At 70.2% G+C, this 16,225-nt stretch carries 11 protein-coding genes and 1 pseudogene; 5 read left to right on the forward strand and 7 right to left on the reverse strand.

The window, feature by feature from the left end:
- From CS062_RS26215 to CS062_RS14480, 3 genes and pseudogenes are all read left to right on the forward strand, one after another.
- Positions 1-661 (forward strand): annotated as a pseudogene (locus CS062_RS26215) (hypothetical protein); the annotation flags it as partial.
- A 25-nt stretch (positions 662-686) separates the two neighbouring features.
- Positions 687-2,000: a class I SAM-dependent methyltransferase gene (locus tag CS062_RS14475; protein WP_099862322.1), complete on the forward strand. Its 1,314-nt coding sequence runs from the start codon at positions 687-689 to the stop codon at positions 1,998-2,000.
- A 161-nt stretch (positions 2,001-2,161) separates the two neighbouring features.
- Positions 2,162-4,594 carry a membrane-bound PQQ-dependent dehydrogenase, glucose/quinate/shikimate family gene (locus CS062_RS14480; protein ID WP_099862323.1) on the forward strand — a complete coding sequence of 811 codons (2,433 nt, stop codon included), beginning with the start codon at positions 2,162-2,164 and terminating at the stop codon, positions 4,592-4,594.
- Between the two features lie 525 nt (positions 4,595-5,119).
- Here CS062_RS14480 and CS062_RS14485 read toward each other — a convergent pair.
- Entirely contained in the window at positions 5,120-7,318 is a 2,199-nt protein-coding gene (locus CS062_RS14485) for a prolyl oligopeptidase family serine peptidase (RefSeq protein ID WP_099862324.1), read from the reverse strand.
- Positions 7,319-7,623: 305 nt separating this feature from the next.
- On the opposite strand from CS062_RS14485, the gene CS062_RS26220 reads away from it, so the two are divergent.
- Both CS062_RS26220 and CS062_RS14490 read left to right on the forward strand, forming a co-directional pair.
- Positions 7,624-7,965, forward strand: a complete 342-nt coding sequence (locus tag CS062_RS26220; protein WP_158238791.1) for a hypothetical protein — start codon at positions 7,624-7,626, stop codon at positions 7,963-7,965.
- Entirely contained in the window at positions 7,962-8,252 is a 291-nt protein-coding gene (locus CS062_RS14490; RefSeq protein WP_158238792.1) for a type II toxin-antitoxin system RelE/ParE family toxin, read from the forward strand. Before CS062_RS26220 ends, CS062_RS14490 begins: the two co-directional genes overlap by 4 nt.
- Here CS062_RS14490 and CS062_RS14495 read toward each other — a convergent pair.
- The 6 genes from CS062_RS14495 to CS062_RS14520 all read right to left on the reverse strand — a co-directional run bounded on the left by CS062_RS14495 (position 8,249) and on the right by CS062_RS14520 (position 16,203).
- Positions 8,249-10,603 carry a TonB-dependent receptor gene (locus tag CS062_RS14495; protein ID WP_368372857.1) on the reverse strand — a complete coding sequence of 785 codons (2,355 nt, stop codon included), beginning with the start codon at positions 10,601-10,603 and terminating at the stop codon, positions 8,249-8,251. The genes CS062_RS14490 and CS062_RS14495 overlap by 4 nt on opposite strands.
- Positions 10,604-10,742: 139 nt before the next feature.
- Positions 10,743-11,141: a DUF2946 domain-containing protein gene (locus CS062_RS14500; protein ID WP_099862326.1), complete on the reverse strand. Its 399-nt coding sequence runs from the start codon at positions 11,139-11,141 to the stop codon at positions 10,743-10,745.
- 216 nt (positions 11,142-11,357) lie between these two features.
- Positions 11,358-12,608 (reverse strand): M20 family metallopeptidase, encoded by a 1,251-nt coding sequence (locus CS062_RS14505; RefSeq protein WP_099862327.1) that lies wholly within the window; start codon positions 12,606-12,608, stop codon positions 11,358-11,360.
- 93 nt (positions 12,609-12,701) lie between these two features.
- Entirely contained in the window at positions 12,702-14,516 is a 1,815-nt protein-coding gene (uraD, locus tag CS062_RS14510) for a 2-oxo-4-hydroxy-4-carboxy-5-ureidoimidazoline decarboxylase (RefSeq protein ID WP_099862328.1), read from the reverse strand.
- A gap of 33 nt (positions 14,517-14,549) precedes the next feature.
- Complete coding sequence (puuE, locus tag CS062_RS14515; RefSeq protein WP_099862329.1) at positions 14,550-15,506, reverse strand: allantoinase PuuE; 957 nt, start codon at positions 15,504-15,506, stop codon at positions 14,550-14,552.
- A gap of 13 nt (positions 15,507-15,519) precedes the next feature.
- A complete protein-coding gene (locus tag CS062_RS14520; RefSeq protein WP_099862330.1) occupies positions 15,520-16,203 on the reverse strand; it encodes a GntR family transcriptional regulator in 684 nt (227 codons plus the stop codon).
- Positions 16,204-16,225: the final 22 nt, after the last annotated feature.

A 16,225-nucleotide genomic window follows, 5' to 3' on the forward strand; every position in this document is an offset into this window, starting at 1 on the left:
CGCCGCGCTGCTGGCCGCCGGCGCCGCCGAGTGCTTGATCAAGCCGGTGCGGATGAGCGAGTTGCTGACGCGGATCGAGCGCCTGTTGCATCCGACGCGGGAGACCGGCGCGGCGGCCCCGCGCCGCCCGACGGCCAGCATGACGGTGCGCGAGCGCGACGGCCATTGCGCCTGGCAGACGCCGCAGGCGCGGGCGCTGATGGCCGCCTACTTCCCGCCGCCATGGTCGGATCACGCGCGCCTGCCGCCCGAGGTGCTGGCCTGGCTGCATCGCGAGGCGCTGCGGCGCCGCGCGGGCGCCCCGCCGTCCTCGCTCACCGTGGCACCGCCTTCCGGCGCGCCGCGGCAGCGCCTGAGCTTCGCGCTGATGGCGGCGGACGTCGAGGTCATCGGCGACGGCCACTGGCTGCTGGTCCTGCGCGAGGCCGACGAGGCCGCCAGCATCGCGACCCTGGCCAAGGCGCTGGACCTGCCGCAGTCGGACGCGGAACTGCTCTTCGGCCTGCTGGGCCGCCCGCGCCCGGAGCAGCAGGCCGAGGCGCTGGGGCTCAGCGAGGCGGCCTATCGGACGCGGATCGACGCGCTGTGCCACCGCCTGGCGGTGAGCGACCTGATGCAGGCGCTCGAGCGCGCCCGAAAGGTCCTGGACCGGCCGGCCTGAGCCGGACAGGGGACAATCCGGCCCCATGTCCGCCGGAAATCCCCTGTTCAGTGCCCCTGTCCCCGACGCGCCCGCGCCCGACGAGCGCCAGCGCTTCCTGCGCCTGCTGCGCACCGCGCTGGCCGAGCGCCGCTTCCAGCGCCTGCTGCTGGGCCGCCACGAGGGCGAGGACGCCTCGATCGAGCGGCTGACGGTGCGCGACATCGAGCTGCGCGGCGAGCGCGCGCTGAGCTTCCTGTGGCGGCACAAGACCAAGGACGTCACCAAGAACCATCCGCTGGACGAAGGCCTGGCGCTGGTGGAGCAACTGCTGGGCCGCGATTTCCAGCAGGCCCACCTGGACACGCTAGGCGAGGAAGTCCAGCTGCGCTTCAGCCGCAAGGGCAAGCCGCTGCTGCAGGTCGGCAAGAAGACGGCGGCCGCGGCGGGCGGCCCGGAGGGCGAGGGCGCCGCGAACCCGCCGGGCGGGCATGACCGTGCCAAGCCGCGCGAACTGTCGATGGCACAGCCCTTCTGGCGCGACCTCGGCGTCACGCACGAGCTCAAGGGTCAGGCCGCGCTGGTCCCGGCGATGGCGCGCAAGTGGAAGCAGATCAACAAGTTCATCGAGATCTTCGGCGCCGCCGTCCGCAAGGCGGGGCTGGACACGCCGTCCGGCGAGGGTCGTCCGGTGCGGGTGGCCGACTTCGGTTCCGGCAAGGGCTACCTGACCTTCGCGATGCATGACTGGCTGCGCGCGCAAGGCCTGGCACCCCAGGTGCAGGGCGTGGAGCTCAAGCAGGACATGGTGGCGCTGGGCAACGCGGCCGCGGCCCGGCACGGGCTGGCGGGATTGAGCTTCGAGCACGGCGACGTGCGCGAGCGCGGCGACCAGCCGCTGGACGTGATGGTCGCGCTGCATGCCTGCGACATCGCCACCGACCACGCGATGCACTTCGGCCTGCGCAGCGGCGCGCGGATCATCATGTGCGCGCCCTGCTGCCACAAGGAGATCCGCCCGCAGATGAACACGCCCGCCGCGCTGCGGCCGCTGCTGCAGCACGGCATCCACCTCGGCCAGGAGGCGGAGATGGTCACCGACTCGCTGCGCGCGCTGCTGCTGGAGCTGATGGGCTACGACACGCAGGTCATCGAGTTCATCGCACTGGAGCACACCAGCAAGAACAAGATGGTGCTGGCGGTGAAGCGGCCGCAAGACCCGTCCCCGTCGCGGCGCGCGGAGCTGCTGTCCCAGCTCGACGAGATCAAGCGCTTCTACGGCCTGCGCAGCCAGGCGCTGGAGACGCTGCTGCGCGTCGAAGGGCGACTCGAGGTCGACGGCGACGTCAAGCGGGCGTGAAGCCCCTCATTGCGACCGCAGCGCGCGACGCTGCCTGAAATTGAGGCAGCGCAAGAAAGGTCCTGGAGGATCAAGGGCTTGAGCGCGTCGGCCTCAGCTTTTCCCACGACTTGTCCACAGCGGGCGTGGGCAATCGGCATGTCGATTGCCGTTCCCGCGGCATGTCGAATGTCCTCGCCCCCATTCCCGCGCCCGTCCCCTGGCTCGCCCGCGTCCTCGGCGTGGTGCTGGTGATCCTGGGCTTTGTCATGCTGGCCGCCGGCGGCCTGCTGGCCTCGCTCGGCGGCAGCTGGTTCTATGCGCTGTCGGGCCTGGCCTGGGCCGTCATCGGCGCGCTGATGTGGGGCCGGCTGCGCGAGGCGGTGCTCGGCTACGCGCTCTACTTCCTGGCCACGCTGGCCTGGAGTTTGTGGGAGGCGGGCCTGGACTGGTGGCCGCTGGGCGCGCGCCTGGGCGTGCCCTTCCTCCTCGGCGGGGTGCTGCTGGCGCTGGTGCCGACGATGCGTCGCCACCTGCCGGTGGACGACCCGCGGCGCGTCGCGTGGCGCAGTCCCCAGGCGCTGGCGCTGGCGGCGGCGCTGGGCGCCTTCGTCGTCGTGGCGGTCGTGTCCTGGACCCGCGACCGGCATGCGCTCGAAGGCACGATGCCGGCCAACGGTGCGGCGCGTCCGCCGGGCGCGGCGGCGTCGGGCGCCGCGGCGGTGCCCGATGGCGAATGGCATGCCTACGGTCGTACCGGCTTCGGCCAGCGCTGGTCGCCGCTGGCGCAGATCACGCCGGCCAATGTCGGCGATCTCAAGCTCGCCTGGGAGTTCCGCACCGGCGATGTCCGCGGCCGGCCCGGCGATCCGAAGGAGACCACCTTCGAGGTCACGCCGCTCAAGGTCGGCGAGCGGCTGTTCCTCTGCACCCCGCACCAGACGGTGCTGGCGCTGGACGCGACGACGGGTCGCGAGCTGTGGCGCTTCGACCCGCAGGTGCGCGGCGAACTCGCGCTGCAGCACCTGACCTGCCGGGGACTGTCCTACCAGCCGCCGCCCGATCCGATGGCCGCCGCCGGTGCGCAGCCGCCGGCCTGCGCCGCCAAGCTCTTCATGCCGACGGCCGACGCGCGCCTGATCGCGCTGGATCCGGCTTCCGGCAAGCCCTGTCCCGCCTTCGGCCGGCAGGGCGCGGTGGACCTGTGGGCCGGCATGCCCAACGCCAAGCCGGGCGCGTACTACTCGACCTCGCCGGTGGTGGTGACCCGGCGGCTGGTCATCGTCGGCGGCACGGTGCTGGACAACGCGTCGACGAAGGAACAGTCCGGCGTGATCCGCGCCTACGACATCGAGACCGGCGCGCTGGTGTGGAACTGGGACTCGGCCAATCCGGACGCGACCGCGCCGCTGGCCGCCGGACAGACCTACACCGCCAATTCGCCCAACAGCTGGTCGGTGGCCAGCGTCGACGAGGACCTCGGCCTGGTCTACCTGCCGATGGGCAACCAGCCGCCCGACCAGTGGGGCGGCAAGCGCTCGGCGGCGGTCGAGCGGCATTCCTCCTCGGTGGTCGCGCTCGATCTGGCCACCGGCCGCCTACGGTGGGTCTTCCAGACGGTCCACCACGACCTGTGGGACTACGACGTGCCCGCGCAGCCGGTGCTGGTGGACCTGACGGTGCGCGGCGCCCGGGTGCCGGCGCTGGTGCAGCCGACCAAGCAGGGTGAGCTGTTCGTGCTCGACCGCCGCGACGGCCGGCCGGTGTTTCCGGTGACCGAGACGCCGGCGCCGCAAGGCGCCGCGGCGGGCGACTTCACCGCGCCGACGCAGCCGGTCTCGGCGATCTCCTTCAACCCGCCGGTGCTGCGCGAGCGCGATCTCTGGGGCGTGACGATGTTCGACCAGCTCTGGTGCCGCATCGCCTTCCACCGCCTGCGCTACGAGGGCCGGTTCACGCCGCCGTCGACCCAGGGCTCGCTGATCAACCCGGGCAACTTCGGCGTTTTCAACTGGGGCAGCATCGCCGTCGATCCGGTGCGGGGCATCGCCTTCACCACGCCGGCGGTGCTGGCCTTCACCTCGCAGCTGGTGCCGCGCCATGACGACACCTCGCAGCTGGTGCAGGACGAGGGGAAGCCCAGCGGCTCGCTGCCGGCGCTGAACGAGAACTTCGGCGCGCCCTTCGCCTCGCGGATGAAGCCCTTCACCTCGCCGCTGGGCGTGCCGTGCCAGGCGCCGCCGTGGGGCACGGTGGCCGGCGTCGACCTCAACGAGGGTCGGATCGTCTGGCGCCACCGCAACGGCACGGTGCGCGATCTCTCGCCGCTGCCCCTGCCGCTACGGCTGGGCGTGCCCAGCCTGGGCGGACCGCTGATGACCGCCGGCGGCCTGGCCTTCCTGTCGGGCAGCATGGACGACTATGTCCGCGCCTACGACGTCAATGACGGCCGCGTGGTGTGGGAAAGCCGGCTGCCGGCCGGCGGCCAAGCCACGCCGATGACCTACCTCGGCGCGGACGGGCGGCAGTACCTGCTGGTAGTCGCTGGCGGGCACGGGTCGACCGGCACGAAGCCCGGCGATCACGTGCGCGCCTATGCGCTGGAGAAACGCTGAGGGCTGGAAGAAAAGAAGCCCGGCCCCTCGTGGGAAGGGCCGGGCAAGAGCGCTGGGACGCCGCCTGGACACCCTGACTGCGAGGGCGTGGCGCTGCGGCGTGGCGATTCGGAAGCGCGTGCGCGCCGGCCATGAGGCGACCCGCGAGGGGACGCGGCCTGGGCGCGAGGATCGGGGAGGACGTCAGTCGCGTCGCGACCGCGCCGGGGCGGGCCTGGCCGGGCAGGGATGCGAGCAGGGACGCGGGAGCGTGGTCTGCGGGCAGGCGGGCGTGCGACGTGTCTTCATGCTTCGCATCATCGCCGCCGGGCGCGAGGGCGAGCCGCGAAGAACAGCCCCCAAATCCGGCCAAACAACTGGCCGGATTTCACCGCCATTTCCAGTCGCACGGCGCCGGGGCGCGCTCACCGGCGCCGATGCCCGGGAATGAGACCCCAGCAATGAAACAGCCCGGCGCGTCGACGACGGGCCGGGCTGCGGGGACGGCGCGCGGGGCGCGCCGATCGGGACGCGGCGGTCCTCAGCTCACTTGACGTCCATGCCGAAGGTGTTGGCGATGAAGGCCAGGATGTCCGCGCGCTCCTCGATGATCTTGGAGGTCGGCTTGCCGGCGCCATGGCCGGCCTGCGTCTCGATGCGGATCAGCTTGGGCGCGGGGCCGGTCTCGGCGGCCTGCAGCGTCGCGGTGTACTTGAAGCTGTGGGCCGGCACGACCCGGTCATCATGGTCGCCGGTGGTCACCAGGATCGCCGGGTAGCGCACGCCGGGGCCGCTCTTGATCGTGTGCAGCGGCGAGTAGGCCAGCAGCGCCTTGAACTCGTCGGCGTTCTCCGAGCTGCCGTAGTCGGAGGTCCATGCCCAGCCGATGGTGAACTTGTGGAAGCGCAGCATGTCCATCACGCCGACCTGCGGCACCGCCGCGCCGAACAGCTCCGGACGCTGGTTCACGACCGCGCCGACCAGCAGGCCGCCGTTGGAGCCGCCGTTGATGGCGAGCTTCGCCGGCTGGGTGTACTTGTTCGCGACCAGGTATTCGCCAGCGGCGATGAAGTCGTCGAAGACGTTCTGCTTCTTGAGCTTGGTGCCGGCCTCGTGCCAGGCGGCGCCGTACTCGCCGCCGCCGCGCAGCACGGCCAGCACGTAGACGCCGCCCATCTTCATCCAGGTCGCGGCGGTGACGCCGTAGCCCGGCGTCATCGGCACGTTGAAGCCGCCATAGCCGTAGAGCAGCGTCGGGTTGCTGCCGTCGAGCTTCAGGCCCTTGCGATGCGCGATGAAGATCGGCAGCTTGGTGCCGTCCTTGCTGGTGACGAAGACGCGCTTGCTCTCGAACTGGCTGGCGTCGAAAGCGGTCTGGGTGCGCTTGAACAGCTCGGCGCGGCCGGTCTTCGCATCCAGGCGCCAGATCTCGCCCGGCGTGGTCAGGCTGGTGTAGCTGAAGAAGGTCTCGGGATCGTTCCACTTGCCGCCGAAGCCGGCGGCGGTGCCGACGCCCGGCAGCTGCAGGTCGCGGACATGCTTGCCGCCGGGGGCGTGGATGCGGACCAGCGTCGAGGCATCCTGCAGGTAGCTCAGCACCAGCTGGCCGCCGACGCCGTTGGCGGCGGTCAGCGCATCCTTGGTCTCGGGCACCAGCGTGGTCCACGTCTTGGCGTCCTTGGCCTGCCAGTCCTTGTCCAGGTCGATCGCGATCAGGCGGCCGCGCGGCGCGTCCTTGTCGGTCTTGACGATCAGGCGCTGGCCGTCGAGCACGACCGGGCTGTACTCGGCGTCGAAGCTCAGCGTCAGCGGGATGGGCTTGGCGCCGGCATAGCCGCCCTGGCCGTCCAGCGGCAGCAGCATCAGGCCGTTCTTGCGGGCCGAGCCCTTCCAGACATTGATCAACGCGAGGCGGCCGTCGTCGGTGACCTCGACGTTGAAGCCCCATTCCTTCTCGGCCGGGTTCTCGGCGACGAGCACGTCGGCGGACTGGGCCGTGCCCAGGCGGTGGTAGTAGACCTTCTGGAAGTAGTTGGCGCCGGTGAGGGCCGCGCCTTCCTTGGGGGCGTCGTAGCGCGAGTAGAAGAAGCCCTTGCCGTCGGGCGTCCAGGAGGCGCCGGAGAACTTCACCCACTCGATGGTGTCGGGCAGGTCCTTGCCGGTGTCCAGGTCGCGGACCTTCCAGGTCTGCCAGTCGGAGCCGGCGCCGGCGGTGCCGTAGGCCATCAGCTTGCCGTCGCGCGACACGGCGCCGCCGGTCAGGGCGACGGTGCCGTCCTTGGACAGCGTGTTGGGATCGAGCGCGACCTGCGGCGTGTCCTTCAGGCTGCGTGCGGTGTAGAGCACCGCCTGCTGCTGCAGGCCGTCGTTGCGGGTCCAGAAGTAGCGGCCGCCTTCCTTGTAGGGCACGCCGAACTTCTCGAAGTTGTAGAGGTCGGTGTAGAGCTTGCGCGCGGGCAGGCGCTGCGGCATCGCGGCCAGGAACTTGTCGGTGACCGCGTTCTCGGCCTGGACCCAGGCCTTGGTGTCGGCGCTGTTGTCGTCCTCGAGCCAGCGGTAGGGGTCGGCCACGGTGGTGCCGTGGTAGTTGTCGGTCTGCTCGACCTTGCGCGTGGCCGGATAGCTCAGGCCCTGCGAGGCGGTGGTGGAGGGAGCGGCGGCGGGTGCGGGGGATTGAGCGGTGGCGGCCGCGCCGGCGCCGAGTCCGACCACCAGCGCGGCGGTCAGCGTGAGACGGGAATGCATGCGGTGTGCTCCTGAGAGTCGGGGAGCCGCCCCGCGCGACTCGTGGCCGGGCGGGGCGGTGCGCCGGGATTGTGCCCGGCCCATCCGGGGGTGCCTTTGGTCAGGGCGGGGAAATACCGGGGCGGCAGGCGAGGGCGCCGGCGTCCGGCGTGGAGCCGGCCGGTGGCATGCGACGCTGGCTCAAACTGATCGACTTTCCGCTAGCGCTGACTCGTCCCAGTTGTTTTGGGCCGGGCGTCGAGATCGACCCGCCGGGACCGTTCTCAGAATCCTGCATTCCCCTTCTTGGAAAGCGCAGGTGCAGAATGAACGCACTCCTCGAACGCATCGATCTTGTTCCGTCCATGACCTCCCCGACCACGCTGACCGTGCGCATCGACGCTGAGCTGATGCGCAGGCTCGAAGCCTTCGCGGCGGAGGTGCACTTCTCCTTGGACGACCTGGTCGACCAGATGATCCGTGAGACCTTGTTCCGCAACTCTCCCGAGTTCGCGGACCCCTGCCATCCCCGGACCGTCGCGTACCGGGCCGCAGAGCTCGGGCGGCTGCAAGCCCTGCGAGGCGAACTGGTCTCGGAGGAGGAACTCGACCGGTTCCTGGCCGACAACCACGGGACGGCGGATCGGGGATCCCCGCGCGAACCTTGAGGTTCGCGCTATCGACGCAAGCCTTCCACGACCTCGCCGCCATCCTCGATCGCATCCGCGCGGAGAACCCCCTCGCGGCGGAGCGTTACGGCCGGTTGTTCCGAAGGACGTTTGGCACGCTGGCGGCAATGCCCGGCATCGGCACGCGGGCCGACGGCGCGGGCACTCTCGAGTTCACCTTCCAGCGCAATTACCGGATCGTCTACCGGCCCGCAGGGTCGACCATCTGGATCACGCGCGTCGTGCATGTGGCCAGGATGCGGTCGCATGCGCTCGGCTCAGGCTAGTAATCCCACCTCGCCTCCACCTGGAACGTCCGTCCCGGATACGGATGGAAGTTCCAGTACTGGTAGTCGTTGAGGTTGTCGACGCCCGCCGCGAGCGTCCAGTGCTTGTCGACCCTCCACTGCGCGCGCGCATCGACGGTGAAGTACTTGCTCGCCGCCATGTACGCGAAGCCGTTGACGTCGCTGTTGTCCAGCGTGCTGAACTGCTTGCCGCTGTAGCGCGCGCCCAGGCTCAGGCTCAGGTCGTCCCGCGCCTGCCACTGCGCCAGCAGCGTCGCCCGCCAGCGCGGCACGCGGGGCTGCCACTTGCCCAGCGTGTCGCCCGGCCGGGCCGCCTGACCGGCGTTGGCCAGGATGATCGAATCCGCGAAGGTCACGCTGCCCGTCAGCATGACCCGCCGCGGCAGGCCCACCGTGCCGCTGGCCTCGATCCCTCGCGTGCGGATGCGGTCGATGTTCTGCACGGTGCTCGCATTGGTCGCGACGTTCAACTGCGCATACAGCGCGTCGCGGCTGTCCTCATGGAAGACAGTCAGCCGCAGCGCATCGCGGCCGGTGCCGGTCCACTCGGCGCTGAACTCGCTGGTCCAGCTGCGCTCGGCCTTCAGCGTCGGGTCGTTGTTGATGAACTGCCCCGCGGCGTTGAAGCCGCCCTGGAACAGCTCGCTCACCGTGGGGAAGCGCACCGCGCGTCCGGTGCTGACCTTGAGGACCCAGCGCTCGCTCAGTCCGTACGACAGCGCCGCCTTCGGCGACCACGCCGTTTGCGCGCGGGAGGGATGCATCTTCAGATTGCGCGCCGACTGCGTCACTCCGTCGAAGGACTGCCAATGCTCGCCACGCAGTCCCAGGACGGCGATCCACTCCGGCGCGAAGGCCCACGCATCCTGGGCGAAGACTGCCCGCACCCGCGTGTCGCCGTCGAAGCGCGACGTCAGCGCGCCCGCGGCGCCGTCGCGCCAGTCGCCCAGCGCATACACGCGGGTCCGCAGGCGGTAGCGTTCCTGTGACAGCCCGGCGTCGATCGTGTGATCGCTGCCGGCTGGCGCCCAGGTGAGCTTCGCGGACAGCGTGTTCCAGCCGGTGCCCGCCTGGTCGGTGAGCCGACCGCCTTGATGCGACGCGTCGGTCGGCGCTGCGGCGCGGGAGCGGTCGGCGAGGTAGTCGTACAAGCTGCCCGACAACTCCCATCCCAGCCCGTCCCGCAGGCGGCGCTTGAGCGAGACCGCATGCATGCGATGTTCCAGTTCATCGCGCGTCTGCGGAAAGTCGCTCGCTCCCAGCAGGTAGCCCTTGCCATCGATGCTGATGGGCTGGCTGAGCCCGCCGTTGCTGCGATGGTCGATGGTCCGACCATCCGCGTCGGTCAGGAAGCTGCGCGAGCGCCCGTCCGAGCGATTGCTCCAGAGCCCGAAGATCGCCATGGCGCGCAAGCCGCCGTCGAACTCATAGGCGAGCTTCAGTTTCGCCTGGTCCTGCACCGTCGCGTACTGCGTGCCGCTGCCCAGGATCAGCCAAGGCTGGTTGCTGCGGTTGAGCCCGGGCACCGCGCCGGTGACCGGGATTGCTCCGACCGCTGGTGCGGCGGTGCTCAAGGTCCGGTTCGCGAAGGTCTGCGGCTGGCCCTCGCTGTCGGTGCGGCCTGCGTGCAGCCACCACGAGAACGGGCCCTCGGCGCTGCCCACGGAAGCGCTGGCCTGCTTGGCGTCGAAGCGGTGCTCCTGACCGAACAGGGTGTTGGGCTGATGGCTGTAACCCATGCGCGCATGCGCTTCGAAACGCGTGGGCATGCGGGTCTGGTAATCGACCACCGCGCCGACCGCATTGCCGCCGAAGGCTGCGGAGAACGGGCCATACATCACGTCGACGCGCGCGATCTCCTCCGGCGACACCAGGCCCCAGCGCGGCGCGAAACTCGCGCCGTTGCCGAGCAGGTTGGACAGCAGGATGCCGTCCGCATAGACCAGTGAGCGTGCGCTGTTGCCGGTGCCCGATGCGCGGGTGGACAGCACCGCGTGGTTGTAGTCGCCGATGTAGCGCTTGCGCACCAGCAGGCTGGGCAGGTACTTGAGCGCATCCTCGGCGTCGGTGGCATTGATGTCGCGGGCGATGTCCTCGCCGGAGAGGCCCTCCATCGTGGTGGGGATGCGGCTGGGGAGGGACGTCGGCGCCGTGCCGTCGACGCGGACGATGCCGAGGGAAGCTGCGCGTGGGACGCTGTCGTCTGTGCCGGCCGCCGCCGTGGTGGCGGGCCCGGATATGGATGCGGTTGCGATCGCGGATGCAGATGCGGTCGCGAGCATTGCAAGCGCGCCGGCTTGCAGGCGGCGCACGCGGAAAGGTCGTTGCATGACTGGAACTCCAACGGAATGAAGGAGCACCGGACAAGCCGTTGGCTGCAGAGCTTCAGAGCGGGAGAAAGACGGCCGAGGGAAGGAACCCTGGCGCGACGCGGTCCCCCGCGTGCAGAACGGCGCCGATGCGGCGGCTTCAGACCGTCGAAGGAGGCGCCCTGGCCGGCGCGCTGCGCCAGGCATGCGCAGTGACCGACGCGCTGAGGAATCGCTCCGGCAAACCATGGCGCAACTCAGAGCGCAGCGGCACAAGATCCGCCACCAGCGGCAACGGCAGCGCATCCTGGTGCAGATGACAGAACGCACAGTGCTGGAACAGGCCGTGATCCTGATCCTCCACCCCACCGTCCGCCAGACCCACACGCAACTCCGCAGCGCGCGGACCCACCACGCTGGAACGGCAAATCTGCGTCCAGGGCGCAAGATCGCCGCTCAACGCCTGCGCCGCCATGGAGGCAGCAGGCAGCACAGCGCCCAGCCAGAAGACCAGAACGGCCATCCAGCGGGTGAGTGCAGGGGGGGAATGCAGGCGCATGACGCGGCGGATTCTAGGACCGAGCGCGCGAGCATGGCGGGGGCCGGCGGCGAAGCCGAGCGGACGCGCCAACTCGCTCTGCTCACCTGCGGCTCGCGACGCTCAAACAGACGGCGCTCCAGTCAGATGGAACGCTCGGCTTCGCCGCCGGCCCCCGCCATGCCCGCCTCGGAGACCGTGGGGGGCGAAGCGGTGAGGTCGGGCGGGCCGAGGGGGTCAGTCCGGCTTCTTGAGCAGGTCGAGCAGGGTGCGGGCAACCACCTTCGTCGCACGACGAAGATCCGCCAGGTCGACGCGCTCGTCTGCACGCTTGGCATGCGACTCGAGCACCGTGCGGGGGCCGGCGCCGTAGATCGCGGCAGGAATGCCGTGCTCGCCATAGAGTCGGACGTCGGTGTACAACGGCGTGCCGGATGTGGGGATCGGCTCGCCGAACACGATCTCGCCGTGGCGCTGCAAAGCCTCGACCAGCGGACGGTTGGACGGCAGAGGCTTCAGCGAGCGCGCCAGCAGCAACCGCTTCACCTCGACCTCGATGCCCGGGTACGACGCCGCCGCCGTCGCGATCGTCTCGCGGACCTCGGCCTCGACCACCACCGGATCCTCCTCGGGAATCATCCGGCGATCCAGCTTCAAGGTGACCTTGCCCGGCACCACGTTCGTATTGGTGCCGCCTTCGATGCGGCCCACATTCAGATACGGATGCTGGATGCCCTCCACCCCCGACGTGATCCGCCGGTACGCCACATTGCGCGCGTACAGCGCGTCCAGAATCGCGACCGCGCCCTGCAACGCATCGATGCCGGTGTCCGGAATCGCGGCATGCGCCATCTTGCCGTGCACCGTCACTTCCATCTGCAGGCAACCGTTGTGCGCGGTGACCACCTGGTAGCTGAAGCCGGCCGCCAGCAGGTAGTCCGGCTTCGTCAGTCCTTGCCGGAGCAACCAGCCCGGGCCCAGCTCGCCGCCGAATTCCTCGTCGTAGGTGAAGTGCAGCTCGACGCCGCCGTGCAGCGGCGCCCCCAAGGCCTCGAGCGCACGCAGCGCGAAGGTGTAGGTCGCGAAGTCGCTCTTGCTGACCGCCGACGCGCGCCCATAGAGCCGGCCATCGACGATCTCAGCCCCGTACGGGTCATGCGTCCAGCCCTCGCCCGGCGGCACGACATCCCCATGCGCGTTCAGCGCGATCACCGGACCGCCATCGCCGAAGCGGCGTCGCACGATCAGGTTGGTGAGCGATTCCAGGCCGTAGTCACGGACCTCGGCCTGCGGCACCGGGTGCTGCTCGGCGACATAGCCCATCCCGGCCAGCAGCTCGGCCGTGCGCTCGGCATGCGGTGCGTTGTTGCCGGGCGGCGTGTCCGTGGGAACGCGCACCAGCGCCTGGAGGAAGCGCACCTCGTCGTCGAAGTGGGCATCGATCCAGGCGTCGAGCGCGTCGTGAAGGGAAGGCGGGGAAGCGGTCATGGGTGTGGCAATCCTGAAGCGCGGAGCGGTGGCAGAAGCCGAGGCGGCGGAATGGGCGGTGGCGGACGATCGGACGAGACGGCCGGACGGGCCTCAGAGTTCGTCGAGCAGCGCCTGGAAGGCGCGCACGCAGAGCTCGGTGTCGTCGTTGCTGATCGCCTCCAACGGGTTGTGACTGATGCCGAGGTTCAGGCCGCGCTGGAACAGCATGGCCTGCGGCAGGGCCTGGTGGAGCTTCATCGCATCATGGCCAGCGCCGGACGGCATCCGGTGAACCGGCAGGCCCAGCACGCCCACGGCGCGCTCCCAGCGCGACTGCCAGTGCGCGTCGCTCGGGGCGGCGGCGGCGGCCTCGGTGCGTTCGAGGGTGAAGCTCAGGCCGCGCCGCTCGCAGATCTCCGCCAGACGCGCACGCACATCGGCGTCCAGCGCATCGCGAGCGGCATCGGTGGTCGCGCGCAGGTCGAGGCTGAATCGGCAGCGGCCGGGAATGACATTGATCGAGCCGTTGGGCACCTGCAGTTGGCCGACCGTGCCGACCACCTCGGGCACCGCGCCGGCGCGTTCCTCGACATACAGGATCAGCTCGGCGACCGCGGCGGCGGCGTCGCGGCGCCGTCCCATCGGCGTGGTGCCTGCATGCGAGGCCAGGCCGCGCACTTCACCGACATAGCGGAGGCTGCCGTTGATCGAGGTGACGATGCCCAGCGGCAGGTCGAGCTCGTTGAGCACCGGTCCCTGCTCGATGTGGACCTCGACGAAGCCGAGGTAGCGCGCCGGATCGCGTCGCAGCGCCTGGATCGCGTCCATCGTCGCCGGCAGGCCGGCGTCGCGCATCAGGTCGCGCAGCACGACACCGTCGGCATCGGCCTGGTCCAGCCAGGCCGGATCGAAGCGACCGACGAGCGCGCTGGAACCCAGGAAGGTCGCCTTGTAGCGCTGGCCTTCCTCCTCCGAGAACCCGACCACCTCGAGGCCGTGCTTGAGCCGGCGGCCCTGGCGATGCAGCTCGCGCACGCAGGCCATGGGCACGAGGATGCCGAGTCGGCCGTCGTACTTGCCGCCGTTGCGCACCGTGTCGTAATGGCTGCCGGTGAGCAGGCGCGGCGCTTCGCCGGGCTGCCCATGGTCCTCGCCGTGATAGACGCCGACGACATTGCCGACGGCATCGATGCCGACCTCGTCGAAGCCGCACTCGCGCATCCAGTCGGCGAGCTGCGCCGCGACCGCGCGGTGCGCCTGCGTCAGGTAGAGGACCGTGAGCTGGCCGTTCTCGGCGAAGCCCGGGTCGGAGAAGCGCGCCAGCGATTCCGCCCAGTCCCAGACCTGGTTGCCAAGTCGGGGCTCGACGCCGAACTTGTCGTTGAGCCGGATCTCCGCGATGCGGTGGACGTTGCGCAGGCATTCGGCCCGCTCGATGTCCGGATGCGCGTTGAGGCGGCGCGCGAAGGTGTCGATGATCTGCGGGCGCGTGAGCCCCTCGCCGCGCGGGCCGCGCACCGCCAGGATGAAGGGCCAGCCGAAGCGCGCGTTGTAGTCGGCGTTCAACTGCTGGAGCCGGGCGAACTCCTCCGGCGTGCACTGGGTGAGGCCGGCCGCACGCTGCTCGCCCGTGGATTCGGCGGTCAGGGTCTTCGCGACCATCGCCTTGCCGGCGAGTTCCGGATGCGCCCGGATGAGGCCGAACTGCTCGTCGAGCGCGGCCTCGCGGACCACGCTGGCCAATGCATGCTTGAGCGCGGCCAGACTCGCGAAGCCGTCGGCGGGCCGCGCGGCGAAGGCCCGGCGCGCGATCCACGGCGAATGCTCATAGACGCCGTCCAGCAGCGCGACGAAGGCGTCCTCGTCGGCCGCGTTCAGCAGGGACAGGGACAGGACGGGGGAGGGCGGAACGGCGGTGGTGCTCATCGGCGGCTCGAAAGACTCGGAGGATCCGGGGCGTCAGCCCCAGACGAAGGCCTTGTCCGCATCGAACGGGTGCGTCGCGCGCCAGTGGCGGGCGATGTCGATGCGGCGGGCGATCCAGACGCGGTCATGCTTCTCGACGTGGTCGAGGAAACGCTGCAGCGCGCGCATGCGGCCCGGCCGGCCGAGCAGCCGGCAGTGCATGCCGATGCTCATCATCCTGGGCGACTCGGCGCCCTCGGCGTAGAGCACGTCGAAGCTGTCGCGCAGGTACTCGAAGAACTCGTCGCCATGGCTGAATCCCTGCGGCAGCGCGAAGCGCATGTCGTTGCAGTCCAGCGTGTAGGGCACGACCAGGTGCGGCGTCAACGTGCCGTCGGTCTTGCGGACGTTGAGCCAGAAGGGCAGGTCGTCGCCGTAGTAGTCGCTGTCGTACTCGAAGCCGCCGAAATCGGCGACCAGCCGGCGCGTGTGCGGGCTGTCGCGGCCGGTGTACCAACCCGACGGCCGCTCGCCCGTCAGGCGCTGGATGATGTCCATGCCGATGTCCATGTGCTGGCGCTCGGTGGCCTCGTCGACATGCTGGTAATGGATCCAGCGCCAGCCGTGGCAGGCGATCTCATGGTTCAGCTCGACGAAGGCCCGCGTCAGTTCCGGATGCCGCTCCAGCGCCATCGACACGCCGAAGACGGTCAGCGGCATGGCGCGCTTCTCGAATTCGCGCAGCAGCCGCCATACGCCGGCGCGCGAGCCGTACTCGTAGATGCCCTCCATGCTCAGGTGGCGCGCCGGGTAGGCCGCGGGATTGAACATCTCGGACAGGAACTGCTCGCTGCCGGCGTCGCCGTGCAGCACCGAGTTCTCGCCGCCTTCCTCGTAATTGAGGACGAACTGGACCGCGATGCGCGCCTGGCCGGGCCACTGCGCATGCGGCGGGTGTTCGCCGTAGCCGACGAGGTCACGGGGATAGCCAGGGGAGACGACGGGCTTCATGGAGGTGGCGGGTTCAGGGTTGGAGGACCGACTTCAGGTCCTGCACGCGCGGATCGAGCCGCAGGTTGGCCTCGACATTGCCGAGGTGCGCCTCGAGCAACTTCAGTGCCGCGCGCTTGTCGCGGGCCTCGAGCGCGTCCACGATGGCTTCGTGCTCGGACTGCGATTCGGCGGCGGAATGGGAGCTCTGGTACATCAGCGCGATCAGCGAGCTGCGCGACAGCAGATCGGTCAGCAGCTGCGCGAGCACTTCGTTGCCCTGCATGCGGGCCAGCACCACATGGAAGTCCGCCAGCAGCCGCGTGCGGCCCGGCACGTCGGTGCGGCCGACGGCGTCGCGCTCCTGCTTCAGATGGCTGCGCAGCTGCTTGATCTGCGCCGGGGTGATGCGCTGGCAGAGGTCGGTGAGCATCGCCGCCTCCAGCATCTTGCGCACCTCGAAGACCTGGCGCGCTTCCTCGACGCTGGGTTGCGCGACGAAGGCGCCGCGGGCGGGCTCCAGCTTCACCAGGCGGTCCCGGCTGAGCTGGTTCAACGCCTGACGCACCAGCGTGCGCGAGCAGTCGAAGATGTCCGCCAGCTGCTGCTCGACCAGCTTGGTGCCCGGCATCAGGCGACGCTCGACGATGGCCTGCGTGATGGCGGCGGTGATGCGCTCGGTGACGGAGGCGCTGGCGTCGAGGTCGCGGGCGTTCATGGCGGGCTGGCGGTGTGTCCCG

Source organism: Roseateles chitinivorans (genome assembly GCF_002761755.1).
Taxonomy (GTDB): domain Bacteria; phylum Pseudomonadota; class Gammaproteobacteria; order Burkholderiales; family Burkholderiaceae_C; genus Roseateles; species Roseateles chitinivorans.